21 protein-coding genes are annotated in these 23,175 nt (G+C 54.1%); 16 read left to right on the top strand and 5 right to left on the bottom strand.

Annotated features, from left to right (window positions below; genetic code table 11):
- Positions 1-68: 68 nt before the first annotated feature.
- Entirely contained in the window at positions 69-947 is an 879-nt protein-coding gene (gene nadK, locus KDD30_RS02720) for an NAD(+) kinase (RefSeq protein ID WP_211647280.1), read from the bottom strand.
- 204 nt (positions 948-1,151) lie between these two features.
- Here nadK and grpE point away from each other — a divergent pair, with 204 nt between their 5' ends.
- The 3 genes from grpE (at position 1,152) to dnaJ (ending at position 5,139) form a co-directional block, all read left to right on the top strand.
- A complete protein-coding gene (grpE, locus tag KDD30_RS02725) occupies positions 1,152-1,775 on the top strand; it encodes a nucleotide exchange factor GrpE (RefSeq protein WP_211647281.1) in 624 nt (207 codons plus the stop codon).
- A 213-nt stretch (positions 1,776-1,988) separates the two neighbouring features.
- Entirely contained in the window at positions 1,989-3,908 is a 1,920-nt protein-coding gene (gene dnaK / locus KDD30_RS02730; protein WP_211647282.1) for a molecular chaperone DnaK, read from the top strand.
- An 88-nt stretch (positions 3,909-3,996) separates the two neighbouring features.
- Positions 3,997-5,139, top strand: coding sequence for a molecular chaperone DnaJ (gene dnaJ / locus KDD30_RS02735; protein ID WP_211647283.1), 1,143 nt, complete (start codon positions 3,997-3,999; stop codon positions 5,137-5,139).
- A gap of 76 nt (positions 5,140-5,215) precedes the next feature.
- Here dnaJ and KDD30_RS02740 read toward each other — a convergent pair whose 3' ends face one another.
- Complete coding sequence (locus KDD30_RS02740; RefSeq protein WP_211647284.1) at positions 5,216-5,665, bottom strand: type IV pilin protein; 450 nt, start codon at positions 5,663-5,665, stop codon at positions 5,216-5,218.
- Between the two features lie 21 nt (positions 5,666-5,686).
- Between KDD30_RS02740 and KDD30_RS02745 the strand changes: the two genes are divergently transcribed.
- The 6 genes from KDD30_RS02745 to mepA all read left to right on the top strand — a co-directional run bounded on the left by KDD30_RS02745 (position 5,687) and on the right by mepA (position 9,514).
- The gene (locus KDD30_RS02745; protein ID WP_211647285.1) at positions 5,687-6,280 is read left to right on the top strand and encodes a Tfp pilus assembly protein FimT/FimU; all 594 of its coding nucleotides are present in this window, start codon (positions 5,687-5,689) and stop codon (positions 6,278-6,280) included.
- Positions 6,267-6,863 (top strand): PilW family protein, encoded by a 597-nt coding sequence (locus tag KDD30_RS02750; RefSeq protein ID WP_211647286.1) that lies wholly within the window; start codon positions 6,267-6,269, stop codon positions 6,861-6,863. Before KDD30_RS02745 ends, KDD30_RS02750 begins: the two co-directional genes overlap by 14 nt.
- A complete protein-coding gene (locus KDD30_RS02755) occupies positions 6,860-7,426 on the top strand; it encodes a hypothetical protein (protein WP_211647287.1) in 567 nt (188 codons plus the stop codon). The genes KDD30_RS02750 and KDD30_RS02755 overlap by 4 nt, the downstream gene beginning before the upstream one ends.
- Positions 7,410-7,835: a prepilin-type N-terminal cleavage/methylation domain-containing protein gene (locus tag KDD30_RS02760; protein WP_211647288.1), complete on the top strand. Its 426-nt coding sequence runs from the start codon at positions 7,410-7,412 to the stop codon at positions 7,833-7,835. Before KDD30_RS02755 ends, KDD30_RS02760 begins: the two co-directional genes overlap by 17 nt.
- A gap of 59 nt (positions 7,836-7,894) precedes the next feature.
- Positions 7,895-8,185: a DUF2218 domain-containing protein gene (locus KDD30_RS02765; RefSeq protein ID WP_211647289.1), complete on the top strand. Its 291-nt coding sequence runs from the start codon at positions 7,895-7,897 to the stop codon at positions 8,183-8,185.
- Between the two features lie 459 nt (positions 8,186-8,644).
- Positions 8,645-9,514 (top strand): penicillin-insensitive murein endopeptidase, encoded by an 870-nt coding sequence (mepA, locus tag KDD30_RS02770; protein ID WP_211649471.1) that lies wholly within the window; start codon positions 8,645-8,647, stop codon positions 9,512-9,514.
- 8 nt (positions 9,515-9,522) lie between these two features.
- Here the strand turns inward: mepA and KDD30_RS02775 are convergent, their stop codons facing one another.
- A complete protein-coding gene (locus KDD30_RS02775) occupies positions 9,523-9,777 on the bottom strand; it encodes a YfhL family 4Fe-4S dicluster ferredoxin (RefSeq protein WP_211647290.1) in 255 nt (84 codons plus the stop codon).
- Positions 9,778-10,355: 578 nt separating this feature from the next.
- Positions 10,356-11,729: a tRNA 5-hydroxyuridine modification protein YegQ gene (gene yegQ, locus KDD30_RS02780; RefSeq protein WP_211647291.1), complete on the bottom strand. Its 1,374-nt coding sequence runs from the start codon at positions 11,727-11,729 to the stop codon at positions 10,356-10,358.
- Between the two features lie 293 nt (positions 11,730-12,022).
- Between yegQ and KDD30_RS02785 the strand changes: the two genes are divergently transcribed.
- Positions 12,023-13,003, top strand: coding sequence for an SPFH domain-containing protein (locus KDD30_RS02785; protein WP_211647292.1), 981 nt, complete (start codon positions 12,023-12,025; stop codon positions 13,001-13,003).
- The gene (locus KDD30_RS02790; RefSeq protein ID WP_211647293.1) at positions 13,000-13,485 is read left to right on the top strand and encodes an NfeD family protein; all 486 of its coding nucleotides are present in this window, start codon (positions 13,000-13,002) and stop codon (positions 13,483-13,485) included. Before KDD30_RS02785 ends, KDD30_RS02790 begins: the two co-directional genes overlap by 4 nt.
- Before the next feature lie 60 nt (positions 13,486-13,545).
- Here the strand turns inward: KDD30_RS02790 and rdgC are convergent, their stop codons facing one another.
- Positions 13,546-14,457, bottom strand: coding sequence for a recombination-associated protein RdgC (gene rdgC / locus KDD30_RS02795; RefSeq protein WP_211649473.1), 912 nt, complete (start codon positions 14,455-14,457; stop codon positions 13,546-13,548).
- Between the two features lie 200 nt (positions 14,458-14,657).
- On the opposite strand from rdgC, the gene KDD30_RS02800 reads away from it, so the two are divergent.
- The 5 genes from KDD30_RS02800 (at position 14,658) to KDD30_RS02820 (ending at position 23,155) form a co-directional block, all read left to right on the top strand.
- Positions 14,658-15,887 carry an exonuclease SbcCD subunit D C-terminal domain-containing protein gene (locus tag KDD30_RS02800; protein ID WP_211647294.1) on the top strand — a complete coding sequence of 410 codons (1,230 nt, stop codon included), beginning with the start codon at positions 14,658-14,660 and terminating at the stop codon, positions 15,885-15,887.
- 196 nt (positions 15,888-16,083) lie between these two features.
- Complete coding sequence (locus KDD30_RS02805) at positions 16,084-19,848, top strand: AAA family ATPase (RefSeq protein ID WP_211647295.1); 3,765 nt, start codon at positions 16,084-16,086, stop codon at positions 19,846-19,848.
- A 132-nt stretch (positions 19,849-19,980) separates the two neighbouring features.
- The gene (phoB, locus tag KDD30_RS02810) at positions 19,981-20,670 is read left to right on the top strand and encodes a phosphate regulon transcriptional regulator PhoB (protein ID WP_211647296.1); all 690 of its coding nucleotides are present in this window, start codon (positions 19,981-19,983) and stop codon (positions 20,668-20,670) included.
- A 121-nt stretch (positions 20,671-20,791) separates the two neighbouring features.
- A complete protein-coding gene (phoR, locus tag KDD30_RS02815; protein ID WP_211647297.1) occupies positions 20,792-22,096 on the top strand; it encodes a phosphate regulon sensor histidine kinase PhoR in 1,305 nt (434 codons plus the stop codon).
- Between the two features lie 54 nt (positions 22,097-22,150).
- Positions 22,151-23,155: a PstS family phosphate ABC transporter substrate-binding protein gene (locus KDD30_RS02820; protein WP_211647298.1), complete on the top strand. Its 1,005-nt coding sequence runs from the start codon at positions 22,151-22,153 to the stop codon at positions 23,153-23,155.
- Positions 23,156-23,175 lie beyond the last annotated feature (20 nt).

Here is a 23,175-nt window from a genome sequence, read left to right on the forward strand (position 1 = left end):
GAGGTAAGTTTTTGGCAGACAATAAAAAAGCCAGCAATGGCTGGCTTTGGCAGTGAGCAAAGGATGCGTCAGAAAAGTTTACTCGACCAACCCAGTTTGCCCCGCAGAATGTTGTAGTAGCTGTAGCTTTTCGGGTGGATGAGCTGAAGCTGATCCGGGCTCTGATAAATGTGGATTTCATCGCCGGGATTGACCGGCAGCGAAACCTGGCCGTCGCAACTGACTTCCAGCGTCCGGCCATCGTCGGGCACAATCAGTTTGATCCGGCGATTACCGTCGACCACCAAAGGGCGGCAGGACAAGGTATGCGGGAACATGGGCACCAGTGTGATGGCATTCAGGCTCGGCGATAAAATCGGCCCGCCGCCCGACAAAGAATAGGCGGTTGAGCCGGTTGGGGTGGCAATGATCAGGCCGTCAGAACGCTGCGAAAAAGCAAAACTTTCATCAATATAGACCTCGAACTCAATCATGTGAGCGATTTTGTCCGGGTGCAGCACGGCTTCGTTCAGCGCGGCATTGCGGCTTTTGATCTGGCCGTGACGGTGAATCTCAGCTTCCAGCAGAAAGCGGTGCTCGGTGACGAATTCACCATCCAGCACTTTTTCCAGTTCCTGCTCGAAATTGTCGGGATCCAAATCAGTCAGAAAGCCGAGATTACCGCGGTTCACGCCAATGACTGAAATATCAAAGCGGGAGAGAACGCGGGCAGCGCCGAGCATATTCCCGTCACCGCCGACGACAATGGCCAGATTCGCGCGGTCACCAATGGTGAGCAGATCGCAAAAGACCTCTGCTGGGACATCCAGATCATGGGCAAGCCGGTGATCCACCAAAACTTGATAGCCTTTGGCTGTCAGCCAGTGGTAAAGACTGGTGTGGGTGTGAATCGCGTCAGGGTTTCTCGGTTTGCCAATCAGGGCAATGATTTCAAACGGGCGCGTCATGTCCTTGATCCAACGGGTAAGATTGGGGCCAGTATAGCCTCACGGATGACGAATTGTCGCCCTTTGTCGTCGATCTCGGGTTGAATCGTTGAACTTCATCCCCATAATATGCCCATCACGTTTTAAGAGTGGTCGATTCACTGCGTCTGCGCGGCGGGTCGGCCATGCATTCACCCTTTTTGAGCTTAGCGGAGTAGCGAAAGCATGAGCAAGAAAGACGAAATGTTAAAGGAAGAAGCGCTGCAACAGGCACAGGCTGAGTCAGCAGAAGTTGAGCAGGCTGCTGAAAGTGCAGAAGAACTCACTCCGGAAGGACTGGCACTGGAACGTATCGAAGCGCTGGAAGCCGCACTGGCAGAGAGCGAAGCCAAAGTGAAAGATCAGCAGGATTCTGTTCTGCGTGCCCGTGCCGATGTGGAAAACATGCGTCGTCGCAGTGAGCAGGAAATTGATAAAGCGCGTAAGTTTGCGCTGGAGAAATTTGCCGGTGAACTACTGCCTGTGATCGACAACATGGAGCGCGCACTGGAAGTTGCAGACAAGTCTGATGAAACGATCAAGCCAATGGTTGAAGGCGTTGAGCTGACTCTGAAAACCATGACGGACACGGTAGAGAAGTTTGGCCTGAAAGCCATCAACCCGCTGGGTGAAGTGTTCAACCCTGAATTCCACCAGGCAATGTCCATGCAGGAAAGTGCGGAACACGCGCCAAACACCGTGATGATGGTGCTGCAGAAAGGTTATGAGCTGAACGGCCGTGTGGTTCGTCCGGCAATGGTCATGGTCGCGAAAGCGGCACCGGGCAGCAGCGTAGACACGCAAGCCTGATTGTCTGTTGGGGCAGATTGAAGACAAAGCCCACTCCGGTGGGTTTTACTTTTTTGAAATTTTTTTCAGTCTGACCCTTGAAAAGGTATCCGGTGGCCTTATTTAGTAGTCATACGATACCGTACTTGAATAAACCGTGGGCCTCGGCCCCATGCTCGTCGCTGTGTTCAACGGGACGAAGCCAGTAAACCAACGAATTTCGGAGAAAGCCTGATGGGTAAAATCATTGGTATTGACTTGGGTACAACCAACTCATGTGTCGCTGTACTGGATGGTGATAAGCCACGCGTAATTGAGAACGCTGAAGGCGATCGCACAACGCCGTCTATCATCGCCTATACACAAGATGGCGAAACTCTGGTCGGTCAGCCTGCCAAGCGTCAGGCGGTGACAAACCCAGAAAACACTCTGTTTGCAATCAAGCGTCTGATCGGTCGTCGTTTTGAAGACGAAGAAGTTCAGCGTGATATCGAAATCATGCCGTTCAAAATTGTCAAAGCTGACAATGGCGACGCTTGGGTTGAAGCGAAAGGCCAGAAAATGGCTGCACCTCAGGTGTCTGCAGAAGTTCTGAAGAAAATGAAGAAAACTGCAGAAGACTATCTGGGCGAGAAAGTGACTGGCGCAGTGATTACTGTTCCGGCTTACTTTAACGATGCACAGCGTCAGGCAACTAAAGACGCAGGCCGTATCGCGGGTCTGGAAGTCAAACGTATTATCAACGAACCAACTGCTGCTGCTCTGGCTTACGGCCTGGACAAGAAAGGCGGCGACCGCACCATCGCAGTATATGACCTGGGTGGTGGTACGTTCGATATCTCGATTATCGAAATCGATGAAGTTGAAGGCGAGAAAACCTTCGAAGTACTGGCAACCAACGGTGATACTCACCTGGGTGGTGAAGACTTCGACAACCGTCTGATCAACTATCTGGTAGATGAGTTCAAGAAAGAACAAGCCATCGATCTGCGTAAAGATCCACTGGCAATGCAGCGTCTGAAAGAAGCGGCTGAGAAAGCGAAGATCGAACTGTCTTCTGCACAGCAGACTGACGTGAACCTGCCGTACATCACTGCGGATGCGACAGGTCCGAAACACATGAACATCAAAGTGACCCGTGCCAAGCTGGAGTCATTGGTAGAAGATCTGGTTCAGCGTTCTCTGGAGCCAATGAAAGTTGCTCTGGCTGATGCAGACCTGTCTGTCAGCGAAATCACCGACGTGATCCTGGTGGGTGGTCAGACGCGTATGCCAATGGTTCAGGCAAAAGTTGCTGAATTCTTTGGTAAAGAAGCGCGTAAAGACGTGAACCCGGATGAAGCTGTTGCTGTTGGTGCAGCGGTTCAGGGTGGTGTTCTGGCCGGTGACGTGAAAGACGTTCTGCTGCTGGACGTGACCCCGCTGTCTCTGGGTATCGAAACCATGGGCGGTGTGATGACCAAGCTGATCGAGAAGAACACCACGATCCCAACCAAAGCGGAGCAAGTGTTCTCTACAGCTGAAGACAACCAGAGCGCAGTAACGATTCACGTTCTGCAGGGTGAGCGTAAGCAAGCGAACTTCAACAAGTCGCTGGGCCAGTTCAACCTGGAAGGCATTCAGGCTGCCCCTCGCGGTATGCCACAGATCGAAGTTATCTTCGACCTGGATGCGGACGGTATTCTGCACGTTTCTGCGAAAGACAAGCAGACCGGTAAAGAGCAGAAGATCACGATTCAGGCTTCTGGTGGTCTGAGCGATGATGAAATCGAAAAAATGGTTCAGGAAGCAGAAGCAAACAAAGAAGCGGACAAAAAGTTCGAAGAGTTAGTTTCTGCGCGTAACCAGGCTGACCAGCTGGTTCACGGTACCCGGAAGCAAATCGAAGAAGCGGGTGAAGCACTGCCTGCGGACGAGAAAGAGAAAATCGAAGCCGCTGTTTCTGAACTGGAAGAAGCACGTAAAGGCGAAGACAAGGAAGCGATTGATGCCAAAGTTCAGGCACTGATCGCGGCTTCTCAGAAGCTGATGGAAATTGCCCAGCAGCAAGCTCAGGCACAAGGCCAGCAGGCTGAAGGCGGTGAGCAGGCTCAGTCGAAAGACGACGACGTTGTAGACGCTGAGTTCGAAGAAGTTAAAGACGACAAAAAATAAGAGTGTGAATTCATAATCTTATTTGAGCACGGGCGTTTAGGGGGAACTCTTACGCCCGTAGCTGTATGAGGCAGGTGACAGTTTAACTATGTCAAAACGTGATTTTTACGAAGTGTTAGGCGTGGGCCGTGACGCCGGTGAGCGTGACATCAAAAAGGCCTATAAACGTCTGGCGATGAAATTCCACCCGGACCGTAATCCGGGTGATGAGACAGCGGCGGAAAAGTTCAAAGAAGTGAAAACCGCTTATGAAATACTGACGGATCCGCAGAAAAAAGCGGCTTACGATCAGTATGGCCATGCAGCCTTTGAACAAGGCGGTATGGGCGGCGGTGGCGGCTTCGGCGGCGGCGCGGATTTCAGTGACATCTTTGGTGATGTCTTTGGGGATATCTTTGGTGGCGGTGGTCGCCGTGGCGGACACCAGCGTGCCCAACGCGGTGCTGACCTGCGCTACAACATGGAACTGACCCTGGAAGAAGCCGTTCGTGGCTGTACCAAGGAAATTCGCGTTCCGACTCTGGTGAACTGTGAACCATGTGATGGTTCTGGTGCGAAGAAAGGCTCATCGCCAACCACCTGTGGGACCTGTCATGGTTCCGGCCAGGTGCAGATGCGTCAGGGTTTCTTTGCCGTTCAGCAAACCTGTCCGCACTGTCATGGTCGCGGCAAGATTATCACTGACCCTTGCGGTAAGTGTCATGGTCAGGGCCGGGTTCAGGAAACCAAGACCCTGTCTGTGAAGATCCCCGCCGGTGTGGATACCGGTGACCGCATTCGCCTCAATGGTGAAGGTGAAGCCGGAGAATTCGGCGCACCAGCTGGCGATCTCTACGTGCAGGTGCACGTGCAGAAGCACGCGATCTTCGAGCGCGATGGCAACAACCTGTACTGCGAAGTGCCGGTCAGCTTTACCATGGCTGCACTGGGCGGCGAAGTTGAAGTACCGACGCTGGATGGTCGTGTGAGCCTGAAGGTGCCTTCTGAAACGCAGACCGGCCGCATGTTCCGGATGCGCGGCAAGGGGGTGAAGTCGGTGCGCGGTGGTGCTGTGGGCGACCTGATTTGTAAGCTGGTGGTGGAAACCCCGGTGAATCTGAGTGCCCGCCAGAAGGAATTGCTGCAAGAGTTTGAGCAGACGCTGACAGGCTCTGATGCCAAAAAGCATAAGCCCCGCTCTGAAGGTTTCTTCGACGGTGTGAAAAAATTCTTTGATGATCTGACTGGCTAATCGTCCGCCTGATTGGTCATGCTGAAAGCCGACACCTGGTGTGTCGGTTTTTTTATATCTGTTTTTCATTCAGGGCTTACCAGCACGAGGGTGGCAGTGATGTGCCGTCTGCTTTTAGAGTTAATTGAGGGCATGGGCGCGCAGTTTGATAACTTTCTGCCCGCAGGACGTAACTGCCCTGATGATTTTCCAGCCGATACCTGTAATCAGGGTTTTCAAAACGACAGGCCGGGCAGAGCTCAGGAGAGAGTTCTCCGGGGATTGCTTTGCCTTGTGTCAGCGTTTGCTCAATCGATAAGTGAAGCATGATGAGATCGGCCTGCGCCTGTCTGAAGTTGGCTTGCTGCAGTTGCGCCTGAAAAGCCGGATAGGCGATTGAGGCCAGAATCCCGATGAGGCCGAGTACAATCAGCATTTCGATCAGGGTCACGCCTTGCTGGCGGTGTTGTTTCATCGGCTTGATTTCCTTTCGATTGAGCTCTCTTTCGGGCCTGTTGCCTGCTGCCATATTCTGAGGTTTCGCCATGATGTGCGCCAGAGAATGTCGATGGCAGGAGAAGCACTTTTGGCAGAATGGGAAACGACACAAAAAATGGCTGGGCTGCGCGGTGTGTTTTTGCAGCGATCTGCGAGTCAGCGAGGGGTGACGCTGCTTGAGCTGAGTCTGGTGCTGACACTGATGATGCTCCTCGCGATGTCGGTTGTGCCTTCATTTTCAGCCATGCTGGCTCAGCAGCGGCTTCAGCGGCTAGTGACCGAACTGGAGTGGTTGCTGGTGCAGGCAAAATCAGAATCTGTGATGCGGGGAGAGCCCGTTCAACTGGTGATGCGTGGTGTCCCTCATGTGGCGTCCGTCGGGCGAGAAACCAAAGCCAACTGGCAGATCGCCGTGAATTCAGCCACGCAACAAAATCTGCTCAAAACACTGTCTGGGGAAGGGTATCCGGCACTACAACTCAGCCGGAGCTTTTCAGAGGCGGTGGTGCCGCTCGATTCCCTGACGGGCCGCCCGCATGCTGCCGGAAGCTTGTATGTTCGTCAGTCGGGTCAAGACGAAGTTGTCCGGATCACTTTCAGTAATGTGACCGGGCGGATTTATGTCTGTGCTTCCCGGACATTCGCTGATTATGCAGCCTGTTAGCGCGCCACGTTCAGGCCGGGCAGAGGCCGGTTTCAGTTTGATGGAAATGACGGTTGCCAGTGCGCTGAGCCTGATGGTGTTGTCGCTGCTGATCCACCTGCTGGTGGCCGGCAAGCAGGCTGCACTCAGTCAGACGCGCGCATTGGTTCTGGCGCAGGATGTTCAGGATATCTGGCGGATGCTGTCGGGTGATATTCGCCGGGCAGGTTACCGGAGCGATTCGGCGCAACGGGCGGCTCATAGGTCACAGGAACCCGTGGTGTATGTGTCTGCCGGGGATTGCGTCGTGCTGCACTATGAGTTGGCAGACACGCGGGTGACCAAAGCCTATTACCGGGATGACGATGTGCTGAGGCTCCGCTCGACAACGGTCAGTTTTCCTGTGCCGGAAATGGCTTGTCAGGGTGGGCAATCTTTACTGGATTCCCGCTGGATGCGGGTGACGGACTGGCAGGTGAGGTCTGAATGGATTGAACGCGATGGACGAGGTGTTCAGCACCTGACGCTGAGTCTGGCTGTGACTGCGCAGGATGGCTCGGTGACTCACCGGGAGCGCATGACGCTGCGGGTTCGTAATTCATGAGGGGTTGGCAGAAATGCTCGGGTGTCGCCAGTACCCGGCGGCAAAAGCAACCCGTGAAATATCAATACGGCGTCGCGACCTTACTGATGACCGGGCTCGTGCTGACTGTCGCGATGATGTTTGTGATGAGCCGGTACAGTACAACGCTTTATCAGGTGAAGCGGGCACAAAATACAGTGTTATCCCGGCAGGCGCACTGGCTGGCTGAAGGTGGGTTGGCATGTGGCTTCGAATGGCTTCATGAAACAATTCAGACCCGGTTTCCAGAAACGAAATCTGTCAGTCATCAGCCCCAACAAGTGGCCAGCTGTCAGCTGGGTGCAGAAAACAGACAGCGTAAAGTCTGGGTCCGTGCACTGGGTGAAGGCGGTTATCAGATCACGGCAGAAGCCAAGGTTGCCGGAAAAGCCCGCGTCCGGCTGGGTTATCAGGCATTTTTATGGCTTTGTCAGAACGGGAGACCCGGGGATTGTCAGCGGTTTACGGCGGAAATGCCTGTGAGCGACGGGGATAGCGTTGTTCTGAAATGGCAGGCGGGGAGCTGGCATGATTTTCCGGCGTAATCCAAATCATCAGCAGGGCGGTGGATTGCTGGAAGTGCTGGTGGCGATGGTGCTGGTCAGTGTAGGGTTAGCCGGGCTCATGAAGCTTCAGGCTTATCTGAATCTTCAGGCTGACAATGCATGGGTCACGCTGTCCGCGGTAACGCTTGCAGAATCAAGGCTGGAGCGTTTGTTGGCTCGTCAGCCAGAATCGATCTCCGGCAGCCGTGAGGCGTTGCACATCCGGGGCACTGAGATTGAAATTACACATGGGATTCAGCCGAAGCCGGGAAGAAACGGACTTTACCGAATCGGCGTTTCTGTCGTGTGGCAGGACCGATGGCAACAAGGGCATCATATTGAAATACATACGGAACACTACTTTCCTGATTCCCTCGCCGGGCTCTCAAACCGGAATGAATCACCATGATAATACTTCTCATTTCTGATATTAGTGCCCTCTGAATTTAGAATGGTTGGGAGACCATCATGCAACGGATTGAAACAACAACCCTGAAGACACCGGACGGCAGTAAGTATCTGCGTCACCTGTGCAAACACTTCAATCATAAGGTGGATGCAGAATGGAACGATACACAGGGGCAGGTTTTTTTTGATATGGGCACATGTGAATTTAACGCGACCCCATCTTCGCTGACGATTGCGTGTCGGGCAGATACTGACGATGCCCTGGTCGTGGTGAAAGAAATTGTGAAATCTCACTTTGATCGGTTTGCCCGGCGTGAAGACCTTGTCTTGATTTGGGGACTTGCTGAATAAAGTTTCACAATGATCAGCTTTTTGAGCTTTGGGGTTCCAATAGTCAAAAAGCTGTACATGCTGTACACCTTCTATAAATCAATGAGTTATTTGCTTTTGGGTTGTTGCGATCCTTTTGCCGGAAAAACCGTACAGCACTGAGGTGCACTTGTCTTCGAATGCTGTACTTGTCCGTTTCTCGTGCCGGGGTGAGGATGTTCTGGCAATTGGTAAGAGGAATGTGCTGACGACTCTCTGACTGGCTCAGCGAATCAGGTTCAATGATTTCCACAGTAAAATGATCCGGATGGTATAAACTTGTGTGATGAATATCGCAAATTTATCACAGGGTGACATCCGGTGTTTTATCTCATGAAGCAGTATGCCGTCTTGCAATGGGCTTCGGACAGTCTGCGTCGGCATTGCCATCCATTCGGCAAACCGTCACGATGGCTGGCGTTCTTTTGCCTGACAACCTTGATGCCGCTCTCTGCCGGGGCGACCCCCTGGGAAAAGTTTAAAAATCCAACCACAGCGCAGCCTCAGGCGATTGGCAGTTACAGTAATGGCTGTCTGGCGGGGGCTTCTGTGTTGCCGGCACAGGGAGAGGGATATCAGCGGGTACGCGCTGAGCGGGGCCGATATTATGGTCACGAGAGCATGATTGCGTTTCTGGAAGAATTGTCGGGCAAAGCGCATAAGCTCAAGCTGGGGAACTTACTGGTCAGCGATATTGCTATGCCCAGAGGCGGGCGGTTCCGTTCGGGGCATGCCAGCCACCAGACCGGTCTGGATGCCGATATCTGGCTGACAACGCTGGCGCAGCCGGCGACAGAAGAAGAACTGTCGTCGCTTCAACCCCTGCCTATGGTGGATCTGAAAGCTTACCGGATTCTTTCCGAGAACTGGTCTGAAAATCAGGCGAATCTGATCCAACTGGCGGCTGCAGATGATCGTGTGGCCCGGATTTTTGTGCATCCGGTGATCAAGGAGCAACTTTGTGCCGTGCAATGGACCGACAGAGACTGGCTGAGAAAAGTACGTCCCTGGTGGGGACATTATTATCATTTCCATGTCCGGCTGCATTGCCCGCAGGGTAACCGGGATTGCAAAGAACAGCGGCCACCTCCGACGGGGGATGGCTGTGGCGCGGAACTGGCGTCCTGGAAGCCGAAACCCGCATCAGAACGAAAAGTCGCGGCTGCGAAGCCTGCTAAAAAACGGCCACCGTTGATCCCGGTGCAGCACCCGGGGTGTATGGCGATGCTGAATGGCCCGGCTGAGACGCAGGGCCAGGATCATTACGCTGCCGGTGAGCCGACACTCAAATCCTCGCAACGGGCGCAGTAAGTCTGCGTTTAAGCCAGGCCTTGCAGGACAACGAATTTTTCCAGTAATGCTTCCTCGGTTTCGACATGGTCGGGATCGAGGATGATGCAGTTGGTGATCGGACAAACCGACTGGCAGGTTGGCTTCTCATAATGACCTTTGCACTCTGTGCAGCGTGCCGGGTCGATCTCATAGATATCATCGCCCATGCTGATCGCATCGTTCGGACATTCAGGATCACACATGTCACAGTTGATGCATTTGTCGGTAATGAGTAAGGCCATCGTGTTACTTCCGCGTAAATTCAATGCGTTAGGAAGAGGGCAAGTGATCGGTGCACTTTGTGATATGCCCCCAAAAAATGAAAGGAGATACAGCGCCGCAAAGTCTAGCACAGAAGTCGTGAACGCCAAATAAAACGGGGAATATAGCCCTGATCGTGTCAGGAAACTCAGGTGTCCCGTTGATTTAACGTTATTTCCCTCATAGCCGCACATCATATGTGTTCAAGCAATGCAGATGCCGGGCTGTTTGTCGTCAATCGGATCAACCGATCCTGGTGAGCTGGCATCAACATTGAAGTGGGCGCCTGAAATGCCGGGTGCTGTGTGGTTCCTGAATTTTACGGGGGAAGTGGTTAATGAAGGTGAGATTAGACCCCATAGCCTTAATCGTCGTCTCCATCTTACTGGGGTGGGGTTGGACTGAAATCACGACTGAACCAGTCTGTCAGCAGGAAATGATGCAACAGGGTGTGCGGTACACGATTCCGATCAAGTGCTCGGATATCCCGAATGTCACGGTGAAGGGTTAATCAGCCACCGTATTGCATCACTGCAGCAATACGGTGGTCTGATCTGGATTAAGCCGCGGTTGGGTTTCGGGTTGTGGCGCCGTCATTCAGTTGACGCATCAGCAACGCGAAGGACAGATCCAGCGCTTCAGGAACCGGAATAAAGACGAAATGGCCGCTGCCTTTGGCATCGTCAATGGACTCTGACTTACGGTTTTCCATGTGGTCCAGTTTGAAAATCACATTCCCGTTCGGTGTCATCAGCTCCAGACTGTCGCCCACTAAGAACTTGTTGCGGACTTCGACTTCTGCCAGTTCACCTCGGCGTTTGCCGGTGAACTCACCGACAAACTGCTGGCTGTCGGAAATCGAATAACCGTAGTCATAATTCTGATAAGCATCATGGGTATGACGGCGCAGGAATCCTTCGGTGTAGCCGCGGTGTGCCAGGCTTTCGAGCGTGGACATCAGGCTTTCATCGAATGGCTTTCCGTCAGCCGCATCATCAATGGCTTTTCGGTATACCTGTGCCGTCCGGGCGCAGTAATAGAAAGACTTGGTCCGGCCTTCAATTTTCAGGGAGTGAACGCCCATTTTGCTCAGGCGATCAACATGCTGAACAGCACGCAGATCCTTTGAGTTCATGATATAAGTGCCGTGTTCATCTTCGAATGCGGCCATTTTCTCATCCGGACGGTGACTTTCGCTCAGTAGCATCACCTGATCCGTGGGTTTCCCTTCGCCCAGCGTTGGCGCAACTTCCTGCATCTGAACCGCCGCGCTGGCTTCCTGAACTTCCACAATCTGACCCGCGTCATTCTCTGTGGCCGTTTCGGCTTTGTATTCCCAGCGGCAGGCATTGGTACAGGTGCCCTGATTCGGATCGCGTTTGTTCATGTAACCGGACAGCAGGCAGCGACCGGAATAGGCCATGCACAGCGCACCATGGACGAAAATTTCCAGCTCGGTATTCGGGCATTTTTCGCGGATCTCTTCTATCTCTTCCAGGGACAGCTCACGCGACAGGATCACCCGCTCGATCCCCTGGGTTTCCCAGAACTTGACCGTGGCCCAGTTCACAGCATTCGCTTGAACGGAAAGATGGATCGCCATGTCCGGAAAGCTCTCCCGAACCATCATGATCAGGCCAGGATCGGACATGATCAGTGCATCCGGGCCCATGTCGATAATCGGAGTCAGATCGCGGATAAAGGTTTTCAGTTTCGAGTTATGGGGCTGAATGTTACACACCACATAGAACTTCTTCCCCTGCGCATGGGCTTCATCAATGCCAATCTTCAGGTTCTCATGGTTGAACTCGTTGTTGCGGACACGCAGGCTGTAGCGGGGCTGGCCCGCGTAAACGGCGTCGGCACCGTAAGCGAACGCATATCGCATATTTTTGAGGCTGCCGGCAGGCGATAACAATTCAGGTTTAAACATAACTCGGGATTCCCCTTTTGGGTCAACGTCTGATGTCAGATCAGGCCGTACTCCTGTTCACTGTGCTGTGAAGTCATGGGAGACGGAAAAATAGAGGCCCGGATTTTACTGCGAAGCGCATGCGCTGGCAAATAGCCTGAGATTTTTTAAGGGTATTATTGGCCCATTTTTGCATTCAGAAGAAATCGTGATGTGAACTAAGTACCATAATCTTTTGGTCGTCTATATGAATATGAGCGAAACCGGTTTATTTTCTTACTGTTTAACCTATTGCATATCATTGGAAATCAAGAATGGATTTTGTATATTTAATCTCGTCTGTGTTCAGTGTCTGGGTCGTTCTGGCGATTCTGATCATTATTATTCTTCGTTCGGCGATCAAGTTTGTGCCACAAAATACGGCAATTGTGGTGGAGCGTTTTGGCAAATATCAAAAGACCATGGAAGCGGGTCTGAATTTTCTGGTGCCACTGATCGACCGTGTCGCGTATTCGCAAACCCTGAAAGAGCAGGCTTATGATGTTCCGAGTCAGTCTGCTATTACCAAAGATAACATTTCACTGGTTGTGGATGGCGTGCTGTATCTCAAGGTGATTGACCCGTACAAAACCAGTTATGGCGTCGATGATTACATTTTCTCGGTCACTCAGCTGGCACAGACCACGATGCGGAGTGAAGTCGGTAAGATGGATCTGGACAAAACCTTTGAAGAACGTGAAAACCTGAACACGGCAATTGTCTCTGCCATCAATGATGCGGCAATGCCATGGGGTGTTCAGGTGCTGCGTTATGAAATTAAAGATATCGAGCCACCGCGCTCTGTACTGGATGCCATGGAGCGTCAGATGAAAGCGGAGCGGGAAAAGCGTGCGGTCATTCTGGAATCTGAAGGGAAACGCCAGAGTGAAATCAACATCGCAGAAGGGATGAAGCAGGCTCGCGTCCTGGCGGCCGAGGCAGAAAAAGCTGAGCAGGTATTGAAAGCTGAAGGTGAAGCGCAGGCGATTCTGGCGGTTTCAAAAGCTGAAGCGGATGCCTTGTCCATTGTGGGCCGGGTGGCAGTGACTGCAGAAGGCCAGAAAGCGATTCAGTTGGATCTGGCAGACAAAGCCATTCAGGCCAAAGCTGCGATTGCGAAAGAATCTTCTGTGGTTCTGCTACCAGATAGCAATGCCTCTGCAACCAATGTGGTGGCAGAAGCCATGACCATCATTCATCAGCTGAATCGACAGCAAGGCGGTCAGCCGCAGTCGCCAGTTGAGGAGCATTCATGATCAATGACCTGTTTGGCCTCAGTCCTGCGCAATTCACCATTGTCGTCGGGCTGATCCTGCTGGCAGTGGAAGTGTGGATGCTGGGGTTATCGACCATCGTATTGCTGGCGCTGGGGGTGTCAGCGGTGCTGACCGGTACTCTGGCGCTGGTTGGCGTGGTTCCGGAAACCCTGACAGCACTGGCCAGCGTCAGCGGGATTGGTGCCGGGTTGCTGACGTTCCTGCTGTGGAAGCCGATGAAACGTTCGCAGCGAGCACAGCGGCCGACGCAAAATACCAGCAGCGATTTCATTGGTCTGAAGTTCAGGCTGGATGCCCCTTTGAGTCATGAACAGCAGGGTACTGTGAAATATTCAGGCATCAGCTGGACGCTGGTGCTGAGTCATGATTATCAGGGAGATGTGGTCGAAAAAGGGCAGGAAGTGGAAGTGGTCGCCGTCGATGTTGGCCGTTTTACCGTCATGCCACGACATTTGGATTAATCTGAATGACCTCCCCTGAACAGGGGGAGGTGTGTTCCGCGAATCCGGTTGTCTGAACGATCAGACGCGCTCTTCCAGCCCGCCCATTTCCTCAAACAGATTCGGCAAAATCGCAGACAGTTCACCGCACATCAGCGACAGATCCGCATCCAGACGCTGTGCCATATCTTCACGGTCAATATCGTCGTTTTGTTCTCTCAGTTCATCCGAGAATTTCAGACGTTTGAGCGACAAATCATCCCCCAGCACGAAATCCAGACGGTCCTGCCAGTTGATTGCGAGTTTAGTCACGACTTTATCGGCTTCAATGTGTGCCAGGATTTCATCACTGCTCAGATCCTGCTGCTTGCAGCGAATCACGCCGCCATCTTCCAGCACAGCTTTCAGCTCGGCTTCCTCACCCACGGTAAAGCCGTTCGGTGACTCCCCTGAGCGCACCCACTCCGTCAGCGTTTGTGCCGCAGGTTTCGCTGTGGTGACCGGGACAACCGGCAGGCTGCCGATACTTTTGCGCAGCAGACCCAGCAGATCTTCAGCTTTCTTAAAGCTGCCCGCGTCAACCAGCAACAGTCCCTGAGCGGGCATGATCAGCGCATAGGTGTGGCTCTGGCGACTGAAAGCACGCGGCAGTAAATCCATCACGATTTCATCTTTCAGGGTGTCTTTTTCGCTTTTCTTCAGCTTACGGCCCTGTTCTTTTTCCTGCGCCTCAACTTTGGCATTCAGCGAGTCTTTGATCACCGAAGCCGGCAGCATTTTCTCTTCTTTCCGGGCACAGATCAGAATGTTGTCACCGGCCACATGAGTGTACATATCGCCGTGTCTGCCCAGTGCGGAAACCCAGCCAAATTTCTGAATGTCCTGGCTGCCGCAAGGCGTGAAGCGGAACTCTTCCAGTTGTTTTTCAAGCTGATCCGGATTGATTTCGGTTTCGCGGCTGAAGCGATAAGTCAGCAGGTTTTTAAACCACAGCATAGTAGTGACAGATCCTAGGTTTGTGCATTGGGGGACAATCTTATACCCAAGCTGCCCCAAGATGCTAGGTTCGCAGTCCGGCAAAATCCGCACGATTTTGTCGCATTTTTTTCGATTGCGTGCTCAGTGCCTGACGGGCTGAGGTACAATCGGCCTCTGATTAATTTGAGCATCCAAGCGGCACAGACAGGATCGGCATGAAAATTCTTCACACTTCAGACTGGCACCTCGGGCATCAGCTGCATGGCTATCCCCGGGAATACGAACACCAGCAGTTTCTGGACTGGCTGGCAGAGACCCTCGAACAAGAGCAGGCCGATGCGTTGCTGGTGGCGGGAGATATTTTTGACACCGCCAACCCGCCCGCCAGTGCCTGGCGGATGCTGTACCGGTTTCTGGCCCGGCTGGCGAAAACCCTGCCCAAACTGAATGTCGTGATGACGGGCGGCAACCATGATTCGCCCAGCAAACTGGATGCGCCCCACGAATTGCTGAAAGCCTTTGATTTGCATCTGGTGGGTGGGATCAGCCGGGATGACCAGGGTCAGCTGGAGATGGAGCGGCTGCTGGTGCCCTTGACCGATGCTGCCGGAAACACGGCGGCCTGGGTGCTGGCGGTGCCTTTTCTGCGGAGCAGCGACCTGCGTACCGAAGACTTAACCGAAACAGATGATCGCCTGATCAAAGGTGTGGAAACTCTGTATCAGCAGGTGACAGCGGCTGCGATTCAACGACGTGAGCCGGGTCAGGCACTGATTGGCATGGGGCATGTTTATATGGCTTCGGGTCAGTTGTCTGAGATGTCGGAGCGCCGGGTGCTGGGCGGCAATCAGCACGCCCTGCCTGCGTCGATTTTCCCGCAAGAACTCTGTTATGCCGCGCTCGGCCATTTGCACCTCGCACAGCGGGTGGCGAAACAAGAGCACATTCGCTATTGCGGCTCGCCTTTGCCTTTGTCGATGTCAGAGCGTCATTACAAGCATCAGGTGGTGTTACTGGAAACTGACGGCGAACATCTGTCCGAGATTCGGCCTGTTCCGGTGCCCAGAACCGTCGAGATGCTGAAAGTGCCTGCGGAGCCACAGCCACTCAAAGCGGTGCTGAAAGCCCTGACATCGCTTGAGCTGGATGAGCATCCCCGGGAAGCTCAGCCGTTTCTTGAAGTGCCGGTGCTGCTCGAAAAGCCGCAGGCGATGCTGCGCGAGAAAGTCATGCAGGCGCTGGAAGGTAAAGCGGTCCGGCTGGCAAAAATCACTCCGCATTATCAGCAGCAGGACAACGCTCCCTCGCTGGCGCACCAGCGATTGTCGGAAGTCAGCCCACAGCAGGTGTTTGCCCTGAGCTGGCAGCAGAAATATGACGGTCAGCCTTCAGATGCCATGCGTGATGCATTTGAACAGTTGCTGACACAGGTTGAAGATGAATAATACCAATCGCAGTCAATCACTGGTCATCCTAGCTTGTTCAAATGTTCGATCACTGCGTTAGATTTTTTGATTGTAGAATCAGGACTTATCTAAAAAATCTGCCTTGTTCTCAAACATTTTTCCTGCGCTATTTTTGATCACTGACTGACTTTGATTGGTATAACCCCCGGACTCCGAATTTTAAGGCTGACTTATCATGAAAATACTGGTTTTGAGAGGCGAGAATCTCGCCAGCCTGCAAACACAGTTCGAGATCGATTTTGCCAACGGGCGGCTGGGGGAAGCCGGTCTGTTTGCGATTACCGGAAAAACCGGTGCCGGAAAATCTACGCTGTTGGATGCGGTCTGTCTGGCGCTGTACGACCGCATGCCGCGTCTGCAATCGAATAAAAAGAACGATGCAGAGATTGGCCGGGGTGAAGATGACAACCGCCTCAAAGCCAATGACGTTCGCAGCATCCTTTCCCGGGGCAAGGCAGAAGCTTTTGCTGAGGTGGATTTTCAGGCTAATGACGGCACGCAGTGGCGGGCACGCTGGCAGGTGCGCCGGGCCCGAGGCAACGCGGAAGGGCGGATTCAGCCTGCGGAGCAGTGGCTGGAAAATCTTGAATCGGGGCAGCGTTTTGCGGGGAAGAAACAGGAAGTTCAGGCAGAAATTGAGCGGTTAATTGGCCTGACGTTCGATCAGTTTCGCCGGGCAGTGATGCTGCCGCAGGGCGAATTCGCTGCTTTTCTGAAAGCCGGAGCGGATGACCGGGCTGCCCTGCTCGAAAAGATGACGGGCGGGGAAATCTATGGCCGTTTATCCGTTGCGGCCTTTGAAAAAGCCCGAGAAGAAAAACAGAAACTGAATCAGTTGCAGGAAAAACTGGGAGATATTGCGCTCCTCAGCGATGCAGAAAAACAGGCGCTGGATGAAGCGATCGCGGTCCTGAAAGCCCAGTTGACGGCCAGCGAGAAGCGGCTGGCTGAACTCGGGCAACATCAGCAGGCGATGGTGCATCAGGCGGCTTTGCAGCTGCGGGTCACCCAGAGCCAGCAGGCACTGGCGGAGACCCACGTGCAGTGCGAACAGGCCGCCCCCCGCAGCGCGTATCTGGCGCAGCTGGAAAAAGCCCAGCCCGCACGGGCAGATTTTATGCTGCTGAATCAGTCAAGATTGCAAATAGAACGGCTGGAAAAATCGCAGGTCACCGCGCAGCTGGCTCTGGACAGTCATCAGCAGCAGCGGATTCAGGCTGATGCCGCGGCTGAACAGGCGCAAGCGGCGCTGCTGAAGGTACAACAGGACTGGCAGACGTTTGAGCCCAAGCTGAAACAGGCCCATCTGCTGGATCAGAAAAAAGAAGGTCTGGAACAGCAGCAACAGATTTACCGGCAGGAAATGCAGTCGTTGCAGCAGCAACTAAATCAGGAAAATGAAAACTGCCAGCGTTTGCAGGCGGAACAGCAAGCGCTTGAAGCGCAAGGTCAGCAGCTCGCTGTCCGGCTGGAACAGCATCAGGCGCTGGCCGCCGTGGCTGAGCAACATGCGTCGGTGCAAGATAATCTGAAGCAATACCTGAGTGCTCACCGGGCGATGAGCCGGATCAAGCATGAGCGTCAGCTCGGATTGCAGGAGCAACAGACTTATCAGCAGCAGAGCAGCACGCTGAATCAGGAAAGCGAACACCTGCTGACTCAGAAGCAGGCTTTGACACAGCAATTGGCGGCTCTGGATATCAATGCGCTGGAAGCGGCTCAGGCGCAAAGTCAGCAAGCGTATCGTCTGAGCCAGCAACGATTGGATGGTTTACGCCAGCTGATGGCGCAGGCGCAGGAATGGAGCAGTTTGCTGGAGCGGGAGGGACGGCTGACGCAGGAGCTGCAGGAACTGAGCCAGGCCCGGCAAACGGCCGAACAACGACTCGAGGTGCTGAGCCCGGAACTGGCTCAGATTCATGTCCGCATTGAAGAATCGGATTATCAGTTGCAGCAGAACCGGGCTGTACTGCAATTGACCGATTATCGCAGTTTACTGAAACCGGGGGAGCCCTGTCCGCTGTGTGGCGGCGCGGATCATCCTTACGCAGCCCAGCATCCTGTGGTGGAAAGTCTGCTCGATCAGCAGCAACAGCGTCGTCAGGCACTGGCAAAAACCGCGCAGCAACTGGAGGGGGAACGCCATCATCTTGAACAGTTGCTGCCGCAGCATGCCCAGCGTTTGGCCGTGATTCAGGATGAGCTGGCCAGTCTTCAGGTGGTGTCCGCCAAGGCTGCAACCCAGATTGGTCAGCAGGCGCTGTCACTGGAGATTTCGCTTGCCGCAGACATCAGCGGGGAAGAACTGCGGACGCAATGGCAGGGATGGCAGCAGGAAGCCGAACAGCTTCATTTGCAGATGAAACAACTGCAGCATCAAGATGAAATCAGCCAGGATCAGATCCGGCAAGGCCGGGCACTGGAGCAGCAGATCCAGCAACTGGTTCAGGCGGCATCACAGCTGTCTGAGCAAAAACATCAGCTCGATCAGATCGAAGCGGGCAGACAGGCACGTCTGGCGGCTTTGGATGAGCAGCAGCAGGAACAGCAGCAGGTGCTCAAGCACAGGGCAGAGGCGCTGAATCTGCCGTTCGGTGGGGAAGTCTGGTTGACAGGGCTTCGGGAGTTGGGCGAGGAGCAATATCTGCTGCAACTGAATCAGCAGGTGGCGGATTACCGGCAATGGCAGCAGGCGCGGCTCACAACCGAAAAGCAATTGCACGAACTGGCCCCCCGTATTGCTCAGAGTCAGACGCAACGACAAAACCTGCACAAGCAACATCAGGAGATAGCACAGAAACAGAGCGCTTTGTCGCATGACATCCAGCAGTTGTGGCAGACGCGACTGGCCTTGGTCGGTGAGCAGCCACTTGCGCCATTAGAGGCGCAGCATCAGGCACTGATTGAAAATGCCCGACGGGCAGTCACCACCAGTGAGCAGCAGCAGCGACAGACCGGTGAAGCCTGTGCTGCTGCACATTCGGCGTTGCACAGCCTTCAGCAGCAGTTGAACGAAGCACAGGCCGAATCAGAGCGCGTGCATCAGCAATGGCAGGACTGGCACCAGAAACTGGGGATGGATGCTGCGGAACTGGTGGCCTTGCTCAGCCGGGAGGAATCCTGGGTGGCTCAGGAAAAAGCGGCCTTGCAAGCGCTGGATCAGGCGCAGGCGGATGCCCGGACCCGATTATCTGAGCGCGAGCACGCGCTCGAAGAACATCAGCCGAAGGTGGTGGCTGCGACGGCTTGGTTCGTCGCACAGGATATCCCGATGGAGGCTGCGCAGCAGGAAGCCTGCCAAGCCCGGTGGCTTGAAGAGAAACATCTGCTGGAGGAGCAGCATTTCAGCAAGCGTCAGCAACGGACCCAGGCCGAACAGGCCGAGCAGCAGGCGGGAGCGCTGACCACGCAGTTACAGCAGCAGCAGGCGCAAACCGAGCTCTGGCTGAATATCAGTGAGCTGATCGGTTCTTCTACCGGCGATAAATTCCGTAAGCTAGCCCAAGGGCTGACCTTGCAGCAACTGGTGCTGCTGGCAAACGAACATTTGCAGGATCTGGCACCGCGTTATGCCCTGCAGCCTGTGCCGGGCAGCCCGCTGGCCCTGCAGGTGATCGATCATGATATGGGCGACGAAGTACGCAGTGTCGAGTCCCTGTCCGGTGGCGAGAGCTTTCTGGTGTCGCTGTCGCTGGCATTGGGTCTGGCGTCGCTGGCGGCTGATACCCGTCAGTTGGGCTCACTCTTTATTGATGAAGGCTTCGGGACGCTGGATCCGGACAGTCTGGAGATGGCGCTGGCCTGTCTGGATGCATTGCAGGCCGATGGCCGTCAGATTGGGGTGATATCCCATGTTGGGACACTGGTTGAGCGCATTGGCGTTCAGGTGGCCGTTGAGGCGATGGGCGGCGGCCGAAGCCGGGTCAAAGTCACAGGTTGACGAGGCTTGAACAGCATAAGATGACAGTTTAATAGCAATCCCATTAAGCTTTTCGCCGACGGGTCACAAAAGTGTCATACTTTATTCGGATAATGGCGCCCGACAGAGAGCTACGACTTAGGTATCGAAACTATGGTTAAACGGATTCTTGTGGTTGAGGATGAAGCACCAATCCGCGAAATGTTGTGCTTTGTACTGGAACAGAAAGGCTATCAGGCCATTGAAGCGGAAGATTACGATTCAGCACTGGAAAAGATCAACGAACCTTTTCCTGAGCTGATCCTGCTCGACTGGATGTTACCGGGCGGCTCCGGGATCAACCTGATCAAGCACCTCAAGCGTGATGAAGTCACCCGGAACATCCCGGTTGTGATGCTGACGGCTCGCGGTGAGGAAGAAGATAAAGTCCGCGGACTGGAAGTGGGTGCGGATGACTACATCACCAAGCCTTTCTCTCCGAAAGAGCTGATGGCACGTTTGAAAGCGGTGATGCGTCGTGTATCTCCGACATCGCTGGATGATGTGATTGACGTGCAGGGGCTGAAACTCGATCCGGTGTCGCACCGCGTGACGTCGAATGATGAGCCGCTGGACATGGGACCAACAGAGTTCAAGATGCTGCATTTCTTTATGACGCATCAGGAGCGGGTTTACAGCCGTGAGCAGCTGCTGAACAATGTCTGGGGCACCAATGTGTATGTGGAAGACCGGACGGTTGACGTTCATATCCGCCGACTGCGCAAAGCGTTGGAGTCAGGCGGTCACGATAAAATGGTGCAGACTGTGCGCGGCGCAGGGTACCGCTTTTCCACAAGGATTTAACTGCCGGTTTGAACCGCTGCAATTTTTGTATTTCGTTTCTGAAGCGGTTCCGGAACGCTGAAAAAAGCCAGAAGTTGGATGTCCGGTTGTCGCCGACCGCAACTGCTGGTGGGAGACATTAATGGTAGAACGTTTGTCCTGGAAAAAGCTGGTCAGAGAACTGGCTTTTTTTTATTTGCCCTGGGTAATTCTGGGCCTGATCTTCGGCGATATGCCTTGGTTTTTGCTGGCTGCCAGCTGGATCTTGCTGGGCTGGCATTGCCACAACCAGCTGAAAATGTCGCACTGGCTTTGGACGGACCGGAGTCTGACACCGCCGTCCGGTTCCGGCAGCTGGGAACCGCTGTTTAACGGCATTTATCGCTTACAGCAACGGAACCGCCGTCGTCGCCGGGAACTGGCAACCCTGATCCGTCGATTCCGCAACGGGGCAGAATCCCTGCCGGATGCCGTGGTGGTCTTTCGCAGTGAAGGCAATATTGTCTGGTGTAATAAGCTGGCTCAGGATCAACTGGGTTTACGCTGGCCGGATGATGCCGGTCAGCCAGTCAGCAACCTGCTGCGGAGCCCGGATTTTGTGCGTTATCTGGCGCGTCAGGATTTTGAGGATCCGCTGGAAATCACTTCTCCGCTGAATTACGACCGCACCCTCGAGCTGCGGATTATGCGTTACACCGAAGGGGAATACCTGATGGTGGTGCGGGATGTATCTCAGCTGAAACAGCTGGAAGGCATGCGCCGCAATTTCTTTGCTAACGTTTCTCACGAGCTGCGTACGCCGATGACGGTCCTGCAGGGGTATCTGGAAATGTCCCGTGATCCGGAAATGCTGATCGGTCCGATGTGGGAAAAAGCCCATGGTGTGATGACGGAGCAGCTCACCCGGATGAATTCGCTGGTTGAGCAACTGCTGACGCTGTCTAAAATCGAAGCGGCACCGAACCTGGAACTGGATGAGCGTGTCGATGTGCCCGCCATGCTGGATGTTCTGGAGAAAGAAGCGATCTCGCTCAGTGGTGATAAAGATCAGGTGTTTGAGTTTGAGGTGGATGAAGCACTGCATGTTCTGGGCGATGCGGACCAGCTGCGCAGTGCCATTTCAAACCTGGTGTACAACGCGGTGAAGCACACGCCGCCGCAGTGTAAAGTCAGTGTGCGCTGGTTCCTGTCATCAAAAGGGCCGCGCCTGGAAGTGACCGACACGGGCAGTGGGATCGAACCGCAACATATTCATCGTCTGACCGAGCGCTTTTACCGGGTTGATAAAGCCCGTTCCCGCGAAACCGGGGGCAGTGGCCTCGGACTGGCGATCGTGAAACATGCTCTCAGCCATCATGACACATTCTTAGAAATTCAAAGTGTGGTGGGAGAAGGCAGTACATTTTCGTTCACATTGCCGCAGCGACTGGTTGCGAAAGCCGCCTGAAGCGAGGATAGTGTGCGACGGCTGAATCGAGGAGGGGACAGAGCGGTCCATGAAATGCAGAGGGCAGAGTGTGAAGAGCAGTTGGATTGGACTGGGATTGCTGGGGTCGTGAGTTCAGGTCTGGCCTGGGCAGGCAATGATATTCAGGCGTCAACTGCGCCGGAATGGCCGGTGTACCAACCCGTGGCTGAGATTCAGGGAACCCTGAGTTCCGTTGGCTCTGATACGTTTGCGAATTTGATGACTTACTGGTCCGAAGCATTTCGCCACCTCTATCCGCAGGTCAATATTCAGGTACAGGCGATCGGTTCCTCGGCAGCGCCAACGGCTTTAACAGAAGCAACGGCGCAACTGGGGCCGATGAGCCGTCCGATGAAGACCAAAGAAATCGCGGCATTTGAACAAAATTACGGTTACAAACCCACCCCAGTTCGGGTCGCCATTGATGCGCTCGCTGTGTTTGTCCATGAAGATAATCCGTTGCCGGGTCTGCGTTTTCAGCAAATTGATGCCATGTTTTCCCGGACCCTGCGGTGTGGCGGCAATCGCCAAATTACGCACTGGGGGCAGCTGGGGCTGACGGGACGCTGGGCCATGCGGGATATTCAGCGGTTTGGCCGGAATTCTGTCTCTGGGACATACGGTTATTTTAAGCAAAAAGCCTTGTGTAACGGCGATTTCCGGAATGATGTCAACGAGCAGCCGGGGTCGGCATCTGTGGTTCAGTCAGTGTCGACTTCTCTCAATGCGATTGGCTATTCAGGCATTGGTTACCGGACCACGGGGATACGCGCCATTCCAGTCGCTCAGGGGGATGGGCCGTTTGTGGCCGCGACGCATGAGAACGTCGCCAACGGGAGCTATCCGCTCGCACGTTATCTCTATATTTATATCAATCAGGTGCCGGGTAAGCCGTTGCCAAAACTACAGGCAGAATTTCTGCGTTTTGTACTGTCGGCGCAGGGGCAGCAGCTGGTCGATAAAGATGGGTATGTGCCCTTACCACCAGCTGTCCTGGCCAGAGAACTGGCCGCGCTGGGGCTGACACCAGCCCATTAAACGTTGAGGTGAGTGCTGCG

It is taken from the genome of Photobacterium sp. GJ3 (assembly GCF_018199995.1).
In the GTDB taxonomy this organism is placed as follows: domain Bacteria; phylum Pseudomonadota; class Gammaproteobacteria; order Enterobacterales; family Vibrionaceae; genus Photobacterium.